Origin of the sequence: Peribacillus sp. NPDC101481 (assembly GCF_044767165.1) — a bacterium.
Taxonomy (GTDB): Bacteria; Bacillota; Bacilli; order Bacillales; family DSM-1321; genus Peribacillus.
In genome coordinates, this window is sequence record NZ_JBIWNJ010000001.1 from 986,125 (window position 1) to 1,006,938 (window position 20,814).

The window sequence follows — 20,814 nt, forward strand, 5'->3', positions numbered from 1 at the left end:
GTAGATTTTCCCCCTTATTTTTTAGGCATGACAGAAACCCTATGACTCGGTACATCAAGTGAGCGTGTGACAGCCTCGATGATCCACTTCTTTATTTGAATGTTTTCGGCCCCTTTTGCGACTACCAGGACTCCTCGTACACTAGGTTTTTTCGTTTCCGAAATGATCGGTCCTTCTTTCTCACCGCTCTTGACCAAAACGAGCTGATCATCAACCGATGTGTCTTCGACCGTCCTTTTGCCGCCTTCCTGGTCGGTTTCTTCGGTGACTTGTTTTTGGGTGACTTTGTTTCGTTCATATACTTTCTTCTCGGATGCATCGACGTAGATTACGACTTTTACATCCTGGACACCTGCAATGGATTCAAGCGCTTCCTTCATTTCATTCTGTAGATATATTTCATAGTCTTTTGTAGTCTTGAATTCTGATTTCTTCTGACCGAATGTTTCAACATCCTCTTCATCATCCTGCTGTTTATCATTATTGAATACAGTCGTCACTTCAGATGTTTGTCCCGTCTGGTTGGTGGTTAACAAATTCCCGGCCATCATGATTCCCGATCCCAAAAGGACAACTATTAGAGCATAGACATACAGGGAAGGTTTTTTTTCCTTAGGCTCTTTTTGGTCAGGGTCTTTATTTAATAGTTTTTGCAGCCAGGATAATGGACCTTTGTCTTTGTTCAATACTCAGTCACTTCCTTTCCCCGGCGATTTCAATGATCTCTTCATCAACGGACCAACTTGTTGCCAGAAACCTTTTGACAGCATCCAGATTGGCATCATTTGAAGTGGATGGGCTATCTGCATTGATATCAACCTTCGCTACTGCCTCTATCTCCGAGTTTTCTTTCCCTTCTGCCTTTTCCAATGAGATGGTTATGTTCTGCAGATCATCAACACCAGGTTCTTCCTCATTCTTGACCCCTACATCAATTGAACTAATCTTCATGTTATAATCCACCATCAGCTCCTCTTCCACTTCTGTCTGTAATTGGACAGCCATTTGTTCTAAAATATATGCACCCTGTGCTGCTTGTATTTCTTTTTTCTTCATTTCTGTCAAATTTCCTAAATCTTTTTTTTTCTGATCCTCAAATTCACTAGTAGCCGCAGAGAGGATTTCGTCGAAGTCCTTATTGAATAATCCCAATATAGGAGTGATGATGATCGCAATCAGTAAAAGTCCGATTACCATTTTGGCATACTTCTGTAAAGCCGAATTCGGAAGAAGCATATCGATCACAGTAGCCAGCAATACAAATATGATGATGTTGGATACCCAGCCAGCTAAAAAACTCACCAAGCCCTCCTCCTTTCTAACGAACCATCAAGGTAATGTTTCCAGAGGCGATAATTACCGTGATACTTAAAAAAAACATGAGTGAGACAATGGCCAATGCAGCGAAAATATAAATCATGCTTTTACTAATAATGTCTAGGCATTTTATTACAGGTCCTCCGCCAAGCGGCTGCAAAAGGCTCGCTGCCAATTTATAGACAAAAGAAATCATCAGGATTTTTATGGCGGGAAACGTGGTAATGAGCAAGAGTATGATGACGCCAGACAAGCCGACTGTATTCTTCAATAGAACGGAGGCACTTATGACCGTATCCGTTGCATCGGTAAACATGCGCCCTATTACCGGTATAAAGTTACCTGTCACGAATTTGGCCGTCCTGATCGTCACTCCGTCAGCTACAGCAGATGATGCCCCCTGAACGGATATCACACCAAGAAATATGGTCATGAAAGCCCCAAGGATGCCGATAGCAAAATTACGGAGAAGCTGTGCCAGCTGTGTCACTTTGTAATGTTCGGTCAGCGTACTGACAATGCTTAAAATCGCTGCAAAGAATAATAACGGAAGGACGACAAACTGGATCAAGATACCGCTTGTATTCATCAAAAACATCAAAACCGGATGAAAGAAGGCTGCCGATACAAGTCCCCCTGAAGCAGCTATCAATGCCAAGAGTAAAGGGATGAGTGCCATTAAAAAGGAAATCATCAAATCTATCGTATCTTTTGTATATTCAATCGCCACATGAAAACTGTTAAGTGCCAAAATGATCAGCACCATATAAACGATTGCATAAGCGACCTTACTCACGGAGCTTTGCTCGAACGCATTCTGCAAAGACTGGAGGAACATGCTGAAAACGGTTAATAAAATGAGTGATCCCAGCAGCTTTCCATTCACGAGCAGTTCATGAAAAATGAATTTTGTCATTCCCTTAATCCATTGCTCAAAGGAAAATTTCTTGTCGCCGCTTACGAAGTCCATAAAGCTCCCTTTCTGGCTTTCCGGTAGAAACCCTCCATATTCCGTAACGATGTCATCCCAATATTGTTTGAGCTCATCGACACCCAGCCTTTCTATTTGGGCTTGTACCAGCTCGGACTGCATGATGGGCTCTTGTTCGATTTCACCATTTTCAGGATTTTCGGCAGCTTGTCCAATAGATGCATGCAAAAAAAAGAGTAAAACGAATAGAATGGATAAGTAAGGCATCCGCTGCTTCATACATTCACCTCATTGACTAGTAGGAGTAATCCGTTAACTTGGGAGCATCTGTATAATCGTTTCGATAATGACCGTTAAAATCGGAATCGCCATGGCAAGTATCAAGATTTTTCCGCTTAATTCTATTTTGGAAGCGAGGGAACCTTGCCCTGCATCTTTTGTAATTTGAGAAGCGAATTCTGCAATATAGGCAATTCCGATTATTTTTAAGATGGTCTCTAGATACACGGTATTTACATTTGCATTAACCGCAATTTTTTCTAACATTAAAATAATTTCGTATATTTTGTCAGCTAAAAAAAGAAAAATGGAACATCCTACAAAAACGACAAGCAGGAATGCTAAATTTGGTTTTTGCTCTTTGACGATCAATGCCAAGAAGGTGGCAACTAGGGCAATGGCCACGATTTTTATGATTTCAATCGCGAATCCCTCCCTTACTGAAATAGAAATACAGATTTAATTTTTTGAAATAAATCCTCTACTACAGAAGCTACCATGAATAAAATATAGATGAATCCGAAAAGTGTCACCCACTGGGCATATTCCTTCTTCCCAACCTGATCGAGTATCGTGTGAAGAAATGCCACTACTAGCCCCACACCCGCTATTTTAAATATGATGTCCACATCAATGCCCATTTTCATTCCCCCCACATATTCCTACATCAGCAAGATGATCAATAATAGCCCTGATAAAAAACCAAGACTTTTCATCATTTTTTCATATTTCCCCTGTCGGTCGAGTGCATCGCTCTCTTCCCGTTCCAAGTGTGCCATCGTTAGCATGATTTGCTTTTGCTGATGATATTTATCGCTTTTTCCAAGCGTCTCCCCAAACTGTGAAAGAATCTCGAATTCTCCCTGTTTTAAAGCAAGGAATTGCCATATTTTCTTCAAACTATCATCCCATGCTTCCTTGACAGTGGTCTCTCCGGACTCGAGCCGGTTTGCAAATGCATCGAAAAAGATGGATAAAGGTTTGGCCATCTGTTTAGAAAGTTTCCTCGCCGCTTCTTTCAAAGGTGTATGACCAAACATTATTTCGGCTTCAAGCGATTGCATGGCGACTTTCAGCTGTCTCAGTTGACGAGGCCTCATACTTAATTTTTTCGCAGCTTCGAAACCTGCCCATGTCGTTGCAATAATAATGATCGCAGCTCCTATTAACTTAAACATGCGGGTTCACACCTTCCCCTAAGAAAATGGGAACTCCAGCAGCATCAAGGACTTTGTAGCTCCTCTTACCGGATTTACATCTCTGTAATTCTATAAAACGTTCAAAGATGTTTTGCTTTAATATTTCGGCTATAAAAGGTCGCTTCTTAATTTCATCCAGTGTATGGCCATGTGTAGTTATCATGAGTTTAATACCTGCGTTCACCGCTTCCAGCACAGCCTGCGTATCCGCCGCGCGGCCTATTTCATCCACGATCAATACATCCGGGGACATCGAACGGATCATCATCATCATCCCTTCCGCTTTAGGACATCCATCGAGCACATCAATCCTTGTTCCAAATTGGAGCTGCGGCACTCCATGAACACATCCGGCAATTTCCGAGCGCTCGTCCACTATCCCCACCTTTTGAGGGGCAATGCCGTGTTTTTCATTACCACTGGATATCATTCTTGCAATATCACGTAATATGGTCGTTTTTCCCGTTTGCGGAGCACCGATCAACATTGTATGCTGCCATTCCCCGTCATATAAGTAAGAAGTGAGCGGTTCAGCTGCACCTATTTTTTCACGTGCAACCCGAATATTGAAGGAGGAAATATCCCTGATCGCTTTGACAGATCCATTTTCCAAAATCACCTTGCCAGCAAGCCCCACCCGATGTCCGCCTGCTATGGTTATATAACCTCGCTTTAATTCTTCCTCAAGTGTATATAACGAAAATTGACCTATTTGATTCAATAATTGATCCGCATCCGAATGGGTCACTTCATAGGAAAAGAAGTATGGTTCCCCACCTACAATGACCTCAAGCGGCCTTCCAACCCGAATTCTCAGCTCTTCCATCTTATCGATCATCATCGGTGTCATCCCCCGGAGTTGCTCACATATTTTTTTCGGTAAAAAAGAAAGAATCGTTTCCATTTTGACAATCCTCCTGTATACACCACTTTCAATAAAATATATGCCGACCAGCCTGCAATGATGACAGGCTATTAAAGAAACAGACCATTTATTGATTTTTTTATACTTCGGGGTCTAAAAAACACACAAAAAAAAGCCGAGAAATTAATCTCGGTCTCAGGCTGTAAAAAAATTCGAACAAAGCGAGTTTGCCCACAGGTTTTTATGGCTTGTACAATTTGGAAGTTGATTATAACGTAGGGGCACTCGCTTTCCGCTGGCGGTCCGCCCTTGGCGGCATTGCCGCCTGTGGGTTCTCACCTGGACGCGGTTTTCCCGCAGGAGTCTCGAACACCCGCTCCAATCAACTTTTTTTAACTTTTAGATAGATCCCTTTTACCTAAAGTCTTTATTGTTTTAAAATAGAATTATTAAAACTTGAGTGATGTGTTTTCTTTTTTAACATGATTCTATTCAGCGAGATCAGCTTGAAATGATTACTTTAGACCAACTGGTTCCAGCTTGTAAGTACACAACAACAAATAAAAAGGGCTATCGTGAGTACAAATCCTACAGTGTACAGAAAATAAAGACCACCAGATAGTGGTGACACGCCATATTCGGCAAGAATATATGGAATCATCTGCGTCATCAAGAAGCCAAATCCACTAAAAAATCAAAAAGGTTTCGGAATGAGTCCATTCCGAAACCTTTTTGTCTACAAACTGAAACCGAGATCTTCATCTCGGTCGTCTTTCAATTATGCACGTGATACGTATGATCCTTCATTTGTATTGATCAATAGTTTGTCACCTTGGTTGATGAAGAATGGAACTTGAACCGAAAGGCCCGTCTCAAGTACGGCTGACTTCGTGCCGCCTGAAGATGTATCGCCTTTAATTCCCGGCTCCGTTTCCGCCACTTCAAGTTCCACTGTGTTTGGAAGCTCGACCCCAAGTGTTTCCGCTTGGAAAGTCATGATATGCACTTCCATATTTTCCTTAAGGAATTTAAGTTCACGTTCAATGCTTGATGCAGGCAGCTCGATTTGGTCATATGTTTCGTTATCCATGAATACATGGCTATCCCCACTTGCATAAAGGTACTGCATCTTGCGGTTTTCGATATGTGCTTTAGCAACTTTTTCACCAGCACGGAATGTTTTCTCTTGGATTGAACCCGTACGAAGGTTACGAAGTTTAGAACGTACAAAAGCTGCACCTTTACCAGGTTTAACGTGTTGGAACTCGATAACCTGCCAAATTCCATTATCTACTTCAATCGTAACACCCGTGCGAAAATCGTTTACAGAAATCATAAATTTGTCCTCCTACATGTACATGTTTACAGAATGATTAACTCTTTAGTTGAATGAGTAAGTGCTTCGTTACCATCATGTGTAACGATTGTATCATCTTCAATCCGCACTCCGCCTACCCCCGGTAAGTAAATGCCCGGTTCAACGGTTACGGCCATACCTGGTTCTAAAATGATATCAGACCTAAAGGATAATGCTGGACCTTCATGAACTTCAAGACCGATACCATGTCCAGTCGAATGTCCAAAATACTGCCCGTATCCCTTTTCTTCAATTAGATTTCGAGTTAGTGCATCCGCTTCCTTGCCAGTCATACCAGGTTTGATCCCAGCCATTCCTCGCAGTTGAGCTTCTAAAACAATGTCATAAATATTAATAAGTTCTTCACTTGGCTTGCCAACCGCTAATGTCCGAGTGATGTCAGACACATACCCATTATAGTATGCCCCGTAATCCAATGTGACGAAATCGCCTTTTTCAATGATTTTATCCGTAGCCACTCCATGCGGAAGTGCGGACCTTAAGCCGGATGCTACAATAATATCAAAGGAAGAAGAAGTTGCCCCTTGTTTCCTCATAAAGAACTCAAGTTCATTGGATACATCCAGTTCCGAGATCCCTGGACGCAGGAAATCGAGAATATGTGTAAACGCAGCATCAGCAATAGCAGCCGCTTCCTTTAATATCTTAATCTCTGAAGAAGTCTTTATCAAGCGTAAATTCTCAATAACCCCCGACACCGGCAAAAGTTGTCCATCAATGGCCGCTTCGTATGCCTTATATGTAGCATAAGTCAGGTGTTCTTGTTCAAAGCCCAGCTTGCCGATATTCATCGCTTTAGCCTGCTTGCCGACTTCTTCGATGATGGTTCCTTTATGTTGAACGACCTCATAGTCCGGGGCCTGCTTGCCCGCTTGTTCCACGTATCTGAAATCAGTGATGAATTTAGCTTCTTTTTGGGAAATAAGTACAACGCCTGCACTTCCCGTAAAGTTGGTCATGAATCGACGGTTATATGTACTGGTAATCAAAAAACCATCAATGCCCGCCTTTTCCATTGAGGCTCTTAAGCGCATTAGTTTATTCATTTAATTTCTCCCCTTTGCAATCTTTGTGATCGCCTGCAACGCCAATTCATATCCGTGTATCCCCAAGCCGACAATCTGTCCCGCCGATACCGCGGCGGTCACTGATTCATGCCGAAAGCTTTCACGGGCATGTATGTTCGAAATATGCACTTCCACCACTGGAACATCAATTCCGGCTATTGCATCACGAATCGCATAGCTATAATGAGTAAAAGCTCCAGGATTAATGATAATCCCGTCGATCCCATGATCCTCTGACCAATGGAGCTTGTCGATAATCGCTCCTTCATGGTTCGTTTGAAAAGAAGTCAATTCCACTTCTAACCCTTGTGCTTGCTGCATTAATTGCGCTTCCACATCCGCAAGCGTCGAGGATCCATAATGCGCAGGTTCACGCTTCCCCAAGCGATTTAAATTCGGTCCATTGATTAGTAAGATTTTTGTCATCATCAAACACCTGCTCATGTTAAAAGAATGCCTTTCCATGAACATTCTATCATAATTACAAATTGTCTTACTACTTTTTTACAACCAAGAAGCAATCAGCTTTCCGATTGCTTCTCGGCTTTGTTTTTTTGACGGATATATTCCTGTTGATCGTATGAAATAGAAAACCCTACAAAAAGACCGTATATAATAAAAATGCATACACTAGTTATAACCGTATTTGCTGACATTTTAGAAAAGGTTGGCAAATCGACGAACATCGGTTTCAGGATAAATACCAGCAAAGCCCAGCAAACCACCCCCAAAATAATACCCGGAAAAATACTCTTCATCCTTTTAAAAAGACTATAGTATATAAAAGCGATCCCCACGGATAGAATTCCGAACAAAATTATGGTCATCACCGTACCGAGCCAATGATCGATCCAGGTCATATTGGACCACGAGGTAAGTATGAATTTTGGGCTAAAATCCATAAAGTTAATATAATGGGCTATGATTCCGATAAAACTGGCTAAAGCCCCCCCAACAAAACCGACAGCAAGTACATTGTAGATTAACATGCTTTGATATTCCTGTTGAATTTGTCCTTTTTCATTAGAAGACATATCAATCACCTCCGCTACGTAGTATGCCCTTTGTTAAATAGAACTATTTTTTTTTATTCTTAGGAAGGAGAATCACTAGAGGTTTTGGGATTTATTCTGTATGATTAAATCATAAATAATCTGCTTTTTTCAGAGGAAAATACCCATCCTCTGTTGAAGTTTATAATGTACACGGGATACTAGCTTCCTGTGATTCAACATTCATAAAGTAATTGCAGGGTTAAAGCTTCCATTCAATTTTGGAGGAGCGCCTTTACCCTTGTGATGCTTGATAATAAACATGTTAGCACCCTTGAGAGAGCTACGTGAATAACTATTAGGTTGGTGTAGAAATGTCTGAGGTTCAAAAACCCGTTTACGGAGGGCAGGCTGTTGTGGAAGGCGTCATGTTCGGCGGCAAACATCACACAGTCACTGCGGTACGCCGCAAAGATTCGTCGATTGTATATTATCATCTGCCTCGTGAATCGAAACCTGTTGTCAACAGCTTAAAAAGAGTACCGTTTCTACGGGGTATCGTATCACTGGTTCAGTCAAGTGCCACCGGCTCGAAACATCTGAACTTTTCAACTGAACAGTATGAAGAGGAAGATGGAGAAAAGCAGGAAGAAAAGAAAAACGAAACGAAAGAATCTTCTAAAATGAGTGTATGGCTTGGAGTTGCCGTAATTGGCGTACTTTCCTTCCTATTCGGGAAGCTGCTTTTCACTTTGATTCCAGTCTTTCTTGCAGAGTTGACAAGACCAATCTTCAGCGGCCATATGGCCCAGGTTTTAATGGAAAGCTTGTTCAAGTTGATATTATTGCTGGTATACATTTACGTAGTATCCATGACGCCATTGATCAAGCGGGTCTTTCAGTATCACGGAGCAGAGCATAAAGTGATCAATTGCTTTGAAAGCGGAAAAGAATTGACCGTAGCGAATGTGCAGGCAAGTTCACGCCTTCATTATCGCTGTGGCAGCAGCTTTATTTTATTTACAGTCATAGTAGGCATGTTCGTCTATATGTTGGTTCCGACCGACCCATTATGGCTCCGTGTCGTGGATCGCGTTTTGCTTATCCCCGTCGTGCTTGGCATAGCCTTCGAGGTATTGCAGTTGACCAACAAAGTAAAGGATATTCCCATTCTGCGTTACCTTGGCTATCCCGGCCTTTGGCTTCAGTTATTGACAACCAAAGCCCCGACAGATGATCAAGTCGAAGTCGCATTAGCCTCATTTCAAGAACTGTTAAGGATGGAAAAAGAGACCAAAAAAGGTTTAGAATCGGATGTAATTGTGTAAAACATCTATACACATTTTGATTATGAAAAATCATATACTAAACTAAGGGAATGACCTTCATTTTTTTCAAATATTTTACATGAAGAATGTTTAAAATAAGCTAAAAATGCTTATGATGCTCTTAAGGAGGTGTCTTTGTTGAAACGTTTCATATCTTTCATGATATACGGAATCATCGCCCTCGGAGTCCTCGGACTATTGAGCCGACTATTTAATGACCCGATTGGCTTTTTTAGAAACATTCTCATAATAGCCATTGTCGCAGGGATTATTTATATGATTTATACCGGATTAACAAAGGGAAAACCAGTTAAGAAAGAGCAGCAAGCATTCCGAAAGGCTGCCCGCCAGTCGAAAAAAAGGCTAAAAAACCGAACTTCGAAAAAAGATAATGTGGCTAGCTTCTCTGCAGCAAAATCATCCAAGAAAATAAAATGGAGAAAGAAAACGGATAGTCACTTAACCGTTATCGAAGGGAAAAAGAATAAAAAGAAAAATCGGGCTTCTTTTTAAGAGCCCGATTTTTTTTATTTATCATCAATAAGTCCATTTTTTAAGAAATTCTTTCGTGCACTGCCTACCCCGTTTCATCAAATCTCCCTTTTGTTCATCATTCAGATTGAAATCCATCGCAGAAACGCCTTTCATCGGAATAAATACAATATTATGGACGTGTTTCTTGGAGATATATCGTGCATCATGGGCATCTTTCATCGTTTTGAATAGTGCGGAGAACAATTCAACCGCATTATCCACCTCATGCGGTTTCCATATCTCATCGACACTCAGCCGCAAGCCTATGACCGGCCGTTCCTTCCTTACATGATCTGAATTGAATAACCACATAGGAAAATTGCTCAAAACACCTCCATCAACAAAAAGGAACTTGCTTTTTCCGACATCGAGTTTGACTGGTTCAAAGAAATAAGGAATGCTACAACTCATTCTTACTGCCTTTGCAACTGGAAAAGTATTCGGATCAATGCCATAGTTCGGCAGATCATCAGGCAGAACCACCAGTTTCCCATTTGTGATGTCAGAGGTTATGATACGAAGGGATTTCGGTCGTACATCCTTAAAGGTGACTACATTCCTTTCGGCAAGTTTGCTGGCAATCCAACCTTCCAATGCGTCGCCTTTATAAAGGCCAAGTTTCCAGTATACAAGGAGCCATTTGGCAAGCGGGATAGGCAAAAGACCACGCCTTTTATCCAGCAGGCCGCTTAAATCTATATCAAGAAATAGCTTTTCCATTTCTTTTCCGGTGTACCCAGCTGCCACGAAAGCTGCAATTATGGATCCTGCACTTGTACCTGCTGTCCGATGGAATAAAAATCCCCGTTCTTCTAATTCCTGCAGGGCTCCCACTAAACCATAGCCTTTAATCCCGCCTCCGGAAAAAACGCCGTCAATAATCATAGCTGCCCTCCCCTAATCCGGTCTTTACATTTCTAAGCAGGATTAGAGGGATTTATGACAGTTTTAAATAGAAATTACCCTCATCAGGTAAAATACTGAATTTCCGCTTTCGGGAAAAATTCCGCGATATACCCACGAATGGTCGTTTCCAGTTCTGCGGCTTCTTCGGTTTGGTAAACATATTTACCAATGCCATATCTGCCCCATTTATATTTACGCTTCGTTTCGTCCAGTTCCAATTTTGTTTTCGGGTAGTTTTTTTGAATCACTTTTTTTGCTGGACCAGTGAACCGATGCTGGATTAATTCAAAAGTCAAATCCGGTATATCCACCCCTTTTAACGCCTCGCTTAATCGTTCGAATAATTCGTGATAGCCATCCTTCCATGCTTCATGACGATATATGGGAGCTACGATAAAACCCAGAGGATATCCGGCACCTGCCACTTTTCGTGCCGCTTCCATCCTTTCCTCGAAGCTCGATGTGCCTGGCTCGAAATTCTTTATCACAAAACGCGAATTTATACTGAACCGAAATCTCGTTTTTCCATTATGTTCAGCATCCAACAGATGGTCGACATGATGAAATTTAGTTACGAATCTTAAAACCCCATATTCACTTTTGCCAAAATATTCTATGGCCCTTTTTAAAGAATGTGTCAAATGGTCAATTCCGACAATGTCCGATGTACAGGCTGCCTCAAAACGTGTGATTTCAGGCTTTCTCTCATTTATATATTTTTCGGCTGCCTCGAAAATCTCGTCAAGATTCACATATGTCCTAATATATGGTTTCGATCCGAGTGTCGTCTGTAAATAGCAATAGTGACAGTGCCCCATACACCCTGTAGCAAGAGGGATGGCATATTCAGCAGATGGTTTTGAGGAATCGAATTTCAATGTTTTTCTTATTCCTACCACAAGCGTCGATTTGGCGACGCGATATTTTTGCAAATCGTTTTCCCCAGGAAGGTCCCTAATTTGGTTATGGGATGTGGTCTCCCGGATTTCAATGTTCAAATCTTCGAATTTCTTCTTCAATTCCCGGCCAAGAGGGTATTCCAGTGCCCTGGGCTCTATATACACTAATTGTGGCATAAATGGTTTCATTCCGTTCTCCATTCTGTTCATACTTTTAATCAAACTACACAATCTAATTCATAAGGATAGTTTTTCTTAATTCTGTTATCATCATGATTGTTTTTACTTGGAAATTCAAAATGAAGGAGATGCCATATGGCTAATAAAAAACGAGATTTCTTGACAAATGGAACGGGGAAACAAGCGATCACCGTCCAAACAGATAATAAATATCCAAATCCAAGGAATATACCTGGAGACTCGGTCGATGAATTTTCGGTATTGAAAGATGGAAACCAATATCTAGCCGAGAAGGAAATAGGGCAGCAAAATGAAAATGGTTGATTGAACGTAAAAAGAAGACCGAATTTACGATGATTCGGTCTTCTCTATTGGTTTGTAATTGAACAGACGGTAACTAACAAACATTTAAGACACTAAAAAAAGCCGTTAAGATAGGCTTTGCAGCATACTTAACGACTTCCCTTACATCAGCTTATAGCCCGCATTTTAATTGTGCTCCGCAATTCGTGCAAGTATTGCATCCGCCCATTTCCTGGACTTCGCCTTTACGGCACACCGGACAAGTGTTGCCCACTTCCGACCCAATCGTAACGTTAGTCGAACGCAGTTCATTTATCGTATCGACCAATACGACTTTTTTCTTTACTTCCACATCTGTCAATTCATCCATTTCAAGCTGCTCGTCCATTTGGTTTTCTTCCGCTTTGAGCGTAAGAACCTGACTGTCACGGCTGCCATCCACATATACAGTACCGCCTTTTGCTCCGCCTTTGTATAGACGTTCATATACTTTTTCAACTTGTTCGACAGTATATCCTTTTGGAGCATTTACCGTTTTACTGATCGAGCTGTCAATCCAGCGTTGAATGATGCATTGAACATCAGCATGTGCTTCTGGAGCTAATTCCATAGCGGAAATGAACCATTTTGGAAGCTCTTCTGTATCGGCTTCTGGATGACGGTCCAAGTATTCCTGTACAATGTCAGCCTTAACTTCAATGAATTTACCAAGACGGCCGCTGCGGAAATACGTGAAGGAGAAATATGGTTCAAGACCTGTTGATACCCCGACCATAGTTCCTGTGCTTCCTGTAGGAGCAACTGTCAATAAATGAGAGTTACGGATGCCATGTGCAGCAACACTTTCCCTGATATCTTCAGGCATTTTTTCCATAAATCCGGTTTGTGTGAAACGTGTTCTAAGCTCATCGGATTCTTTGTCCGTTGACCCGATCAGGAACGGGAAACTGCCTTTTTCTTTAGCAAGTTCCACGGAAGCCCTGTAAGCTGTCGTCGCAATCGTTTCAAACACCTTGTCAACCAGGATATTTCCTTCTTCAGAGCCATATTCCGTCTCACAGTAGATCAAAAGGTCATGCAGACCCATTACACCAAGTCCAACCCGTCGCTCGCCCAGTGCCTGTTTTTTGTTTTCTTCCAAGAAATAAGGAGTTGCGTCAATGACATTGTCCTGCATACGCACACCGACTTCGACAGTCTGCTTAAGTTTCTCGAAATTAACGGTTTTGCTTTCTTTATCAGCCATCTCAGCCAGATTGACTGCCGCAAGGTTACATACTGAATATGGGGCCAATGGCTGTTCTCCACAAGGGTTCGTCGCTACGACCTGTTGACCGTATGCTTTGGCATTCGTCATTTCATTAGCATTATCGATAAAGAAAATACCTGGTTCAGCAGAATATGTTGCACAAATGTTTATTAAATTCCAAAGCTCTTTAGCGCGGATTTTACGGTAAACACGGACTTTGTGACCCATTTTCTCCCATTCGCGAACATCGCCGACATTATGCCATTCTTCATTGTAAATGGCCATTTCTTCGGCATTATAGCTTTCAACATCAGGAAAACGCAATTCGTATTCCGCATCTTGTTCCGCCGCTTCCATGAATTCCTTAGTCAGGCAAATCGAGATGTTGGCTCCAGTCAGAAAATCAGAATTATGGACACTGTATGTTCCCCCTGTACGGAGCTTTTCCTCTGCATCCCTAATGATTTTCTCGCTGAATCCACCTTGGCCAGGAATCTCCTTATAATTGATGATCCCTTGATACATAGCCGTTTCCTGTTCCGTGTGCGGAGTGAATTTCAATTTATCCGTCGCATATTTCTTGATTGCTTCGTCTTTAGTATTTTCCACTAAGTAACGCAGAATCCTTGGGTTTTGCATTTTAGAAATGATGAACTCTGCAATATCAGGATGCCAATCAGCAAGCATGATCATTTGCGCGCCGCGTCTGCTACCGCCCTGTTCAACAAGATGCGTCAGTTTCGCAATATCGTCAAGCCACGACACAGAACCCGAGGATTTTCCGTTTACGCCTTTTGCCAGAGTGTTTCTTGGACGCAGTGTCGACCCGTTCGTTCCCACTCCGCCGCCGCGGCTCATGATTTCCATCACTTGTTTCCTATGTTCTGAAATACCTTCACGTGAATCCGGTACGAATGGCATTACATAACAGTTGAAATAAGTAACATCCGTATTGGAACCTGCACCATATAATACTCGTCCTGCCGGGACGAAATTAAGGTTCTTTAATTCTTCATAGAATTTATTGAACCATTCCGTTCTTTTTTCTTCCGTGGTTTCCACTGATGCCAATCCCGTTGCATTACGTTTCGCAATTTGTTCATAGTATATTTCAAGCGGCTTTTCGATAATATCCAAAGGACGGTTTACAATTCCCGTCTCCATTTCTTCCGGGTTATCCAGAACGCCACGGAACTCTTCATCCACCAAAACCTTCGCTTTTTTGGTTTCCCAATCTATTTCAACGATGTAACCGAGACCCCTTGCCGGGAATTTCGGATCTTCCTTAATCGTCAACACGACGAAATCGCCTGCCGAGAGTGTGATTTTTTCAGTATCCTTAAAAGAATAGCGGTCAAGCATGACTAGACGGGACACTCCCTTATGCGCCATTTTCATATCAGCAGTTACAGGGTGAACCTGGGGAAATAAAGAAATATCCTTATTCAACCTTTCTAGATCAACCTTTAAAGCTTCTTTTATTACAACCGACATAATTCCCTCTCCTTTATATGTTTCAAGATCCGTTCTTGCTGCCGCAAAAATCCTTATGTAACCTTACATGTCCGTTTCGCTTAACAAGTACCCTAAATTTATCATAGCGAAACTCAAAAATCAACATATAGTGTCGCATTAAATATTTCAACTACTATATATTGTGTTTGTTTTGAATAACTTTTAATTTTGTCAAACGATAAATCAATTAATATAGTTAGCAAAAGGGAGGAAAATGTCGATTTACAATAATTTTTCATCAGATTTCAATTAATTTGGACCTTGCTTTTTCCCCATCCCTTTTAGGGCTTATCCCTGCAAGGGATGCGTTATTTGGTCAAACAAATCTGAAAAAACTTTTTTATTATCCACTCTAATTATGCTTCCTCTATCTCATGAAATTCCAATCATCGCTTTCATATTTGCTTTCTGCAATGGACTTCACTTCCAGCAATTGCTTTTCGGTGAGGACGTATGGCTCTAAATCGACCGAAAGTCCTTCGGCAAAACCTTTTTCAAAAGCTTCTTTCGCTTCAGGGATGGTAATCTTTCTCCCTGCAATATCATTTATGGCCACAGCTTTGTTTTTTAGGTTTTTTTGCATTCTCTCTTTAACCCTGTCATTTGAGAATTTAAATACGCTAAAAAGCTTATCATCATCAAGTTCAAGCAAAATGGATCCGTGCTGAAGGATGACGCCTTTTTGCCTGGTTTGAGCGCTGCCAGCGACCTTCCTGCCCTCAACGACCAGTTCATACCAGCTTGGAGCATCAAAGCAAACCGAAGACCTGGGCGATTTTAAAGCCGCTTTTTCCTGATCGGTTCGAGGCACGGCAAAATAAGCATCCAATCCCAGATTCCTGAATCCCATTAATATTCCTTCAGAAATGACACGATATGCTTCAGTAACGGTAGTCGGCATTCCCGGATAGGATTCTGGAACGATTACGCTATAAGTCAATTCATGCTCGTGCAGTACCGCTCGTCCTCCTGTTGGCCTGCGTACAAAACCAAGGCCCTGCCTTTTGACCTCTTCGATATCAATTTCCGCTTCCGCCTTTTGAAAATAACCAATCGACAATGTAGCTGGATCCCAGCCGTAAAAGCGTATGATTGGCGGAATTTCCCCTTTGCTTTGCCAGTTTAACAGAGCTTCGTCCAGTGCCATATTAAAAGCCGGTGAACAATACCCCGAATCTATAAAACCCCATTTATCTTTAGCCATCCTTACCCCTCGTTTCGATAGACTGTTTTTCAATACCCCACAAAAAACTCACATGTAGTAGTTTAACAGACTTTAACACTCTAAAAAAGAAAGTACCATCAAGTCCATGAAGAATTTGATGAAAATTCTTTTTGATTATTGGTTAAAGCAATTATATAATAAAGATTGTCTGTATTCGTTAAGGTAGAAGGGAGTTTTTATGTTTGGAAATATTATATACACTGCTCATCATCTTAGGAGTGGTTATTGCGTATTCACTTTTTAATTGGTACCGCCAGCGTAAAATCGTTAAAACACTAACACAGGACGAATTTATCGCTAACTACAGAAAAGTGCAGCTAATCGATGTGCGGGAACCGAATGATTTCGATAATGGCCATATCTTAGGCGCAAGAAACATCCCTATGACTCAAATGAAAACACGCTTGGTCGAAATTAGGCCGGACAAGCCTGTATATTTGTACGCTCAAAGCGAAATCATCAGCGGCAGAGCTGCAGCCATGCTATACAAAAAGGGCTACAGGGAGCTTTTTCACCTAAAGGGCGGTTTCAAAATGTGGACCGGGAAAATCAAAGCAAAGAAATAAGACCCCATCTCCGCATGGGCTCTTTTTAATTCAATAGCTCAAGGAAAAGAAAGTTAATTGCTGGACTTTAATGAAATCTTACATAAACATGAAAAATCCCCGCCGGCAGGCAGGGATTTTTTTCGTATAAGCTATCAATCTAGGCTTGATAACGCAGAACAGGTTTTCTTGCAGCAAGAGTTTCATCAAGCCGCTTTATAACGGTTGTATGCGGAGCTTCCTGAACGATTTCCGGGGTTTCTTCCGCTTCCTTGGCAATCTGGATCATCGCATCGATGAACGCATCCAGCGTTTCTTTTGACTCGGTTTCAGTCGGTTCTATCATCATTCCTTCCTCCACGTTCAACGGGAAGTAAATGGTTGGAGGATGATACCCGAAATCCAGTAATCTTTTGGCTATATCGAGAGTCCTAACCCCCAATTTCTTTTGCCGGCGTCCGCTTAATACGAATTCGTGCTTACAATGACGATTATATGGTAAGTCAAAATAAGGTTCCAACTTGCGCATCATATAATTGGCATTGATGACCGCATTTTCGGTGACGGCTTTAAGGCCATCAGGCCCCATTGAACGAATGTACGTATATGCCCTCACGTTAATCCCGAAATTACCATAATAAGGTTTTACCCTGCCAATGGATTGCGGACGATCATAATCAAGAGCGAATTGCTCACCTTGTTTAATTATAAGAGGTTTAGGCAGGTAAGGAATCAAGTCCGACTTCACACCTACAGGACCAGAACCCGGACCTCCGCCGCCATGCGGACCCGTGAATGTTTTATGGAGATTTAAGTGAACCACATCAAAGCCCATGTCACCCGGGCGTGCTTTTGAAAGGACTGCATTCAGATTGGCTCCGTCATAATAAAGCTTCCCACCTGCATCATGGACAAGTTGTGCCATTTCCAAGATGTTTTCTTCAAATAATCCCAATGTATTGGGGTTCGTCAGCATCAAGGCCGCCGTATCAGGTCCAACAACACGCTTTAAATCTTCAAGGTCGACTAATCCATTTTCATCGGATTTCACTGTAATCGTTTCAAGTCCGGCAACAGTGGCAGAGGCAGGATTCGTACCGTGTGCAGAATCAGGTACAATCACTTTCGTCCGTTCTGTATCGCCATTCGCTTCGTGAAAAGCGCGAATCATCATCAACCCTGTCCACTCACCATGTGCACCTGCTGCAGGCTGTAATGTCACTTGGTCCATCCCGGTGATTTCAGTTAAGTGTTCCTGCAAATCAAATAAGAGTCCCAATGCTCCCTGAACGGTAGCCGGATCTTGATATGGATGGATATGGGCAAAGCCGTTGAAACGTGCCACGTTTTCATTTATTTTCGGATTATATTTCATCGTGCATGAACCCAGCGGATAAAAACCCGAATCCACCCCATGATTCCGTTTGGAGAGTGCTGTATAGTGACGCATGATATCCAGTTCGGACACCTCAGGCAGTTCTGCCTCTTCTTCACGGATGTAGTCGGCAGGAAGAATTTCTTCGAGCGGAATAGTTGCAACATCCATTTCTGGCAGACTGTACCCGATTCGACCGGAAGTACTGATTTCAAAAATGAGTGATTGATCTTGATTATTCATGTTGATCCCCCAATTCCTGCGCAAGTGCATCAATTTCTTCTTTTGTTCTAAGTTCAGTTACCGCAACCAGCATATGGTCTTTCAGCTCAGGATAAACCGTCCCTAAATCAAAGCCGCCGATCATCCCTTTTTCAAAAAGGCTTTTATTGATTTCTGAAAACGAAGCAGGCAGTTTAATGATAAATTCATTGAACGAAGGACCGTCGAATATCAGTTCCACCCCTACTGCCATAATTGCTTTTTTCGCATAATGCACTTTTTGAATATTTTGCACGGCCATTTCCTTGACACCCTTTTTCCCAAGGGCGGTCATTGCAACAGAAGCTGCCAACGCATTCAAAGCTTGATTGGAACAAATGTTGGATGTGGCTTTGTCACGGCGAATGTGCTGTTCACGAGCTTGTAGCGTTAGTACAAATCCCCTTTTACCATTTTCATCCACGGTTTGACCGACGAGTCGGCCCGGAACTTTCCGAACAAGTTTATTAGTAACCGCAAAATATCCACAATGAGGTCCACCGAATGCCGCTGGAATGCCGAATGGCTGGGCATCCCCCGTTACGATATCTGCACCGAGTGCACCAGGGGATGTCAAAGCTCCCAATGCAAGCGGATTACTGGAAACGATAAACATGGATTTGACGCCATGAATGATTTCTTCCATTTCCTTCAATGGCTCGATCCGGCCAAAAAAGTTCGGATATTGCACGATCACTCCTGCAATGTCCTCATTCGCCAATTCCTTTAAAGCAGCTAAGTCCGTCACACCGTCTTTATAAGGAATTTCGATCACTTCCACGCGTTGCCCTTTCGCATATGTCTTCACGACTTCTCTTGATTCAGGATGAACGGTTCCTGAAATGAGAATCTTCTTGCGCCGTGTCTGTCCTGAAGCAAGCATGGCTGCTTCAGCCAGCGCTGTCCCGCCGTCATACATGGAGGAGTTAGCCACATCCATGCCCGTCAATTCACATATCATCGTTTGATATTCAAAGATTGCTTGAAGCTCTCCCTGTGAAATTTCAGGCTGATAGGGTGTATAAGCCGTGTAAAATTCAGAACGGGATAGAACATGATCGACGATGACCGGTGCATAATGGTCATAGACACCCGCACCAAGGAAGGAAGCATAGTTTTTAAGATCCGCATTCTTGGCAGCAAGCCTTGATAATTCTTTCATTAATGCTGGTTCCGATTTAGCAGGCTTGATATCGTATTCTCCTTGAAAACGAACGCTCTCAGGGATATCATTGAAAAGTTCTTCAGCAGTGGATACCCCTATCGCTTTCAGCATTTCTTGTTTATCTTGCTCTGTCATGGGTAAATAACGATGTTTCATCTAATGACCATTCCCCTCTATTTACGTGGTTTTTTATAAAAAGGTGTTTGTATTATAACGGCTTTCAAACGTTTGGAACGGATCTCCACTTCGACTTCCGCATCCAGCACTGAAAATTCCTTATCGATAAGTACCAAACCCACGTTTTTCTTCAACGTTGGTGATTGGGTACCGGTCGTGACCTCGCCAATGACTTTATCACCGCTGTAGACCTTATACCCATGACGTGGAATGCCACGGTCTATCATTTCAATTCCCACAAGCTTGCGAGGAGCTCCTTTCTCCTTTTGCTCAGCAAGAACGGCTTTCCCGAAAAAATCAACTTCCTTATCGACTTTTACTGCAAAACCAATCCCGGCTTCTATCGGGGTGATGTCTGCTGAAAGCTCCTGCCCATACAACGGCAGTTTCGCTTCAAAACGCAGGGTATCACGAGCACCTAAACCAATCGGCTGAACTCCCTCTTCGTTTCCGGCATCCATAATCGCCTTCCAAAGGGCTGGACCATTTTCACTGTCACTATATATCTCAAAGCCATCCTCACCAGTGTATCCAGTACGGGATACCATCGTGGAGATACCGTTAATCATGACATTTTCCTTGAACTTGAAAAATCCAATTTCACTTAAAGCAGTATTTCCCGATAGTTTTTGTAAAATCTTCTCTGCAGATGGCCCTTGAAGTGCCAGCTGTGTATAGTCACTAGATACATTCTTGATTTGGACATCTTCCGATAAATGAGCTTGCAGCCAATTGAAATCTTTTTCTGTGTTCGCTGCATTGACCACGAGCAGATAGTCATCCTCAGACCTTTTATACACGATTAGATCATCAACCGTGCCTCCGTTTTCATAACACATGGCGGAATATTGGGCACCGCCCTGTTTCAGCTTTGATATATCATTAGTCAGCATCTTTTGTAAAAAGGAAAGGCTCCCAGGACCCTTAACATCGACTTCACCCATATGGGAAACATCGAATAACCCCGCTTTTGTACGTACGGCTTCATGTTCGTCCTTTATACCCGAAAATTGGACAGGAAGTTCCCAGCCGCCAAAATCAATCGTTTTACCTCCGTATTCACGATAAACCTCAAATAGTGGTGTTCTTTTTAAATCGGTCAAAAAATGACCCCCTTCAGATTT

General features: G+C 42.2%; 22 protein-coding genes. 4 read left to right on the plus strand and 18 right to left on the minus strand.

What is annotated here, in order from left to right:
- Positions 1 to 14: 14 nt before the first annotated feature.
- The 11 genes from spoIIIAG to ACIROD_RS04745 all read right to left on the minus strand — a co-directional run bounded on the left by spoIIIAG (position 15) and on the right by ACIROD_RS04745 (position 8,070).
- The gene (gene spoIIIAG / locus ACIROD_RS04695) at positions 15 to 686 is read right to left on the minus strand and encodes a stage III sporulation protein AG (protein WP_402938356.1); all 672 of its coding nucleotides are present in this window, start codon (positions 684 to 686) and stop codon (positions 15 to 17) included.
- Between the two features lie 7 nt (positions 687 to 693).
- Positions 694 to 1,302, minus strand: a complete 609-nt coding sequence (gene spoIIIAF, locus ACIROD_RS04700) for a stage III sporulation protein AF (RefSeq protein WP_101222533.1) — start codon at positions 1,300 to 1,302, stop codon at positions 694 to 696.
- A 16-nt stretch (positions 1,303 to 1,318) separates the two neighbouring features.
- The gene (gene spoIIIAE, locus ACIROD_RS04705) at positions 1,319 to 2,527 is read right to left on the minus strand and encodes a stage III sporulation protein AE (RefSeq protein WP_402938360.1); all 1,209 of its coding nucleotides are present in this window, start codon (positions 2,525 to 2,527) and stop codon (positions 1,319 to 1,321) included.
- A 33-nt stretch (positions 2,528 to 2,560) separates the two neighbouring features.
- Positions 2,561 to 2,941, minus strand: a complete 381-nt coding sequence (gene spoIIIAD / locus ACIROD_RS04710; protein WP_230177096.1) for a stage III sporulation protein AD — start codon at positions 2,939 to 2,941, stop codon at positions 2,561 to 2,563.
- 23 nt (positions 2,942 to 2,964) lie between these two features.
- The gene (gene spoIIIAC, locus ACIROD_RS04715) at positions 2,965 to 3,168 is read right to left on the minus strand and encodes a stage III sporulation protein AC (RefSeq protein ID WP_034308319.1); all 204 of its coding nucleotides are present in this window, start codon (positions 3,166 to 3,168) and stop codon (positions 2,965 to 2,967) included.
- A 21-nt stretch (positions 3,169 to 3,189) separates the two neighbouring features.
- Entirely contained in the window at positions 3,190 to 3,705 is a 516-nt protein-coding gene (gene spoIIIAB / locus ACIROD_RS04720) for a stage III sporulation protein SpoIIIAB (protein ID WP_402938363.1), read from the minus strand.
- Positions 3,698 to 4,630 (minus strand): stage III sporulation protein AA, encoded by a 933-nt coding sequence (gene spoIIIAA / locus ACIROD_RS04725; RefSeq protein ID WP_402938366.1) that lies wholly within the window; start codon positions 4,628 to 4,630, stop codon positions 3,698 to 3,700. The genes spoIIIAB and spoIIIAA overlap by 8 nt, the downstream gene beginning before the upstream one ends.
- A 739-nt stretch (positions 4,631 to 5,369) precedes the next feature.
- A complete protein-coding gene (gene efp, locus ACIROD_RS04730) occupies positions 5,370 to 5,927 on the minus strand; it encodes an elongation factor P (protein ID WP_034308328.1) in 558 nt (185 codons plus the stop codon).
- A 26-nt stretch (positions 5,928 to 5,953) separates the two neighbouring features.
- Positions 5,954 to 7,015, minus strand: a complete 1,062-nt coding sequence (locus tag ACIROD_RS04735) for a M24 family metallopeptidase (protein ID WP_101222538.1) — start codon at positions 7,013 to 7,015, stop codon at positions 5,954 to 5,956.
- A complete protein-coding gene (aroQ, locus tag ACIROD_RS04740) occupies positions 7,016 to 7,462 on the minus strand; it encodes a type II 3-dehydroquinate dehydratase (protein WP_402938370.1) in 447 nt (148 codons plus the stop codon). It lies immediately after the preceding gene.
- A gap of 95 nt (positions 7,463 to 7,557) precedes the next feature.
- Positions 7,558 to 8,070 (minus strand): YqhR family membrane protein, encoded by a 513-nt coding sequence (locus ACIROD_RS04745; RefSeq protein WP_101222540.1) that lies wholly within the window; start codon positions 8,068 to 8,070, stop codon positions 7,558 to 7,560.
- A 332-nt stretch (positions 8,071 to 8,402) separates the two neighbouring features.
- On the opposite strand from ACIROD_RS04745, the gene ACIROD_RS04750 reads away from it, so the two are divergent.
- Both ACIROD_RS04750 and ACIROD_RS04755 read left to right on the plus strand, forming a co-directional pair.
- Entirely contained in the window at positions 8,403 to 9,356 is a 954-nt protein-coding gene (locus tag ACIROD_RS04750) for a DUF1385 domain-containing protein (RefSeq protein ID WP_402938373.1), read from the plus strand.
- Between the two features lie 138 nt (positions 9,357 to 9,494).
- Positions 9,495 to 9,869 (plus strand): SA1362 family protein, encoded by a 375-nt coding sequence (locus ACIROD_RS04755; RefSeq protein ID WP_048677789.1) that lies wholly within the window; start codon positions 9,495 to 9,497, stop codon positions 9,867 to 9,869.
- A 24-nt stretch (positions 9,870 to 9,893) separates the two neighbouring features.
- Here ACIROD_RS04755 and ACIROD_RS04760 read toward each other — a convergent pair whose 3' ends face one another.
- Positions 9,894 to 10,775, minus strand: coding sequence for a patatin-like phospholipase family protein (locus ACIROD_RS04760; RefSeq protein WP_402938376.1), 882 nt, complete (start codon positions 10,773 to 10,775; stop codon positions 9,894 to 9,896).
- A gap of 83 nt (positions 10,776 to 10,858) precedes the next feature.
- Positions 10,859 to 11,884, minus strand: coding sequence for a spore photoproduct lyase (gene splB / locus ACIROD_RS04765; RefSeq protein ID WP_101222543.1), 1,026 nt, complete (start codon positions 11,882 to 11,884; stop codon positions 10,859 to 10,861).
- 126 nt (positions 11,885 to 12,010) lie between these two features.
- Here splB and ACIROD_RS04770 point away from each other — a divergent pair, with 126 nt between their 5' ends.
- Positions 12,011 to 12,199 (plus strand): hypothetical protein, encoded by a 189-nt coding sequence (locus ACIROD_RS04770; protein WP_101222544.1) that lies wholly within the window; start codon positions 12,011 to 12,013, stop codon positions 12,197 to 12,199.
- Positions 12,200 to 12,350: 151 nt separating this feature from the next.
- On the opposite strand, the gene ACIROD_RS04775 is transcribed toward ACIROD_RS04770, so the two are convergent.
- Together ACIROD_RS04775 and ACIROD_RS04780 are read right to left on the minus strand one after the other, a co-directional pair.
- Positions 12,351 to 14,921 carry a vitamin B12-dependent ribonucleotide reductase gene (locus ACIROD_RS04775; protein ID WP_260359035.1) on the minus strand — a complete coding sequence of 857 codons (2,571 nt, stop codon included), beginning with the start codon at positions 14,919 to 14,921 and terminating at the stop codon, positions 12,351 to 12,353.
- Positions 14,922 to 15,309: 388 nt separating this feature from the next.
- Complete coding sequence (locus ACIROD_RS04780) at positions 15,310 to 16,146, minus strand: lipoate--protein ligase family protein (protein ID WP_101222546.1); 837 nt, start codon at positions 16,144 to 16,146, stop codon at positions 15,310 to 15,312.
- 203 nt (positions 16,147 to 16,349) lie between these two features.
- On the opposite strand from ACIROD_RS04780, the gene ACIROD_RS04785 reads away from it, so the two are divergent.
- Positions 16,350 to 16,733 carry a rhodanese-like domain-containing protein gene (locus tag ACIROD_RS04785; RefSeq protein WP_076365383.1) on the plus strand — a complete coding sequence of 128 codons (384 nt, stop codon included), beginning with the start codon at positions 16,350 to 16,352 and terminating at the stop codon, positions 16,731 to 16,733.
- 139 nt (positions 16,734 to 16,872) lie between these two features.
- Here the strand turns inward: ACIROD_RS04785 and gcvPB are convergent, their stop codons facing one another.
- From gcvPB to gcvT, 3 genes are read right to left on the minus strand one after another with little or no spacing between them, the layout of a single operon-like run.
- A complete protein-coding gene (gene gcvPB / locus ACIROD_RS04790) occupies positions 16,873 to 18,330 on the minus strand; it encodes an aminomethyl-transferring glycine dehydrogenase subunit GcvPB (RefSeq protein ID WP_101222547.1) in 1,458 nt (485 codons plus the stop codon).
- Positions 18,323 to 19,669, minus strand: coding sequence for an aminomethyl-transferring glycine dehydrogenase subunit GcvPA (gene gcvPA / locus ACIROD_RS04795; RefSeq protein ID WP_402938381.1), 1,347 nt, complete (start codon positions 19,667 to 19,669; stop codon positions 18,323 to 18,325). Before gcvPA ends, gcvPB begins: the two co-directional genes overlap by 8 nt.
- Before the next feature lie 17 nt (positions 19,670 to 19,686).
- A complete protein-coding gene (gene gcvT, locus ACIROD_RS04800; protein ID WP_101223462.1) occupies positions 19,687 to 20,793 on the minus strand; it encodes a glycine cleavage system aminomethyltransferase GcvT in 1,107 nt (368 codons plus the stop codon).
- Between the last annotated feature and the right edge of the window lie 21 nt (positions 20,794 to 20,814).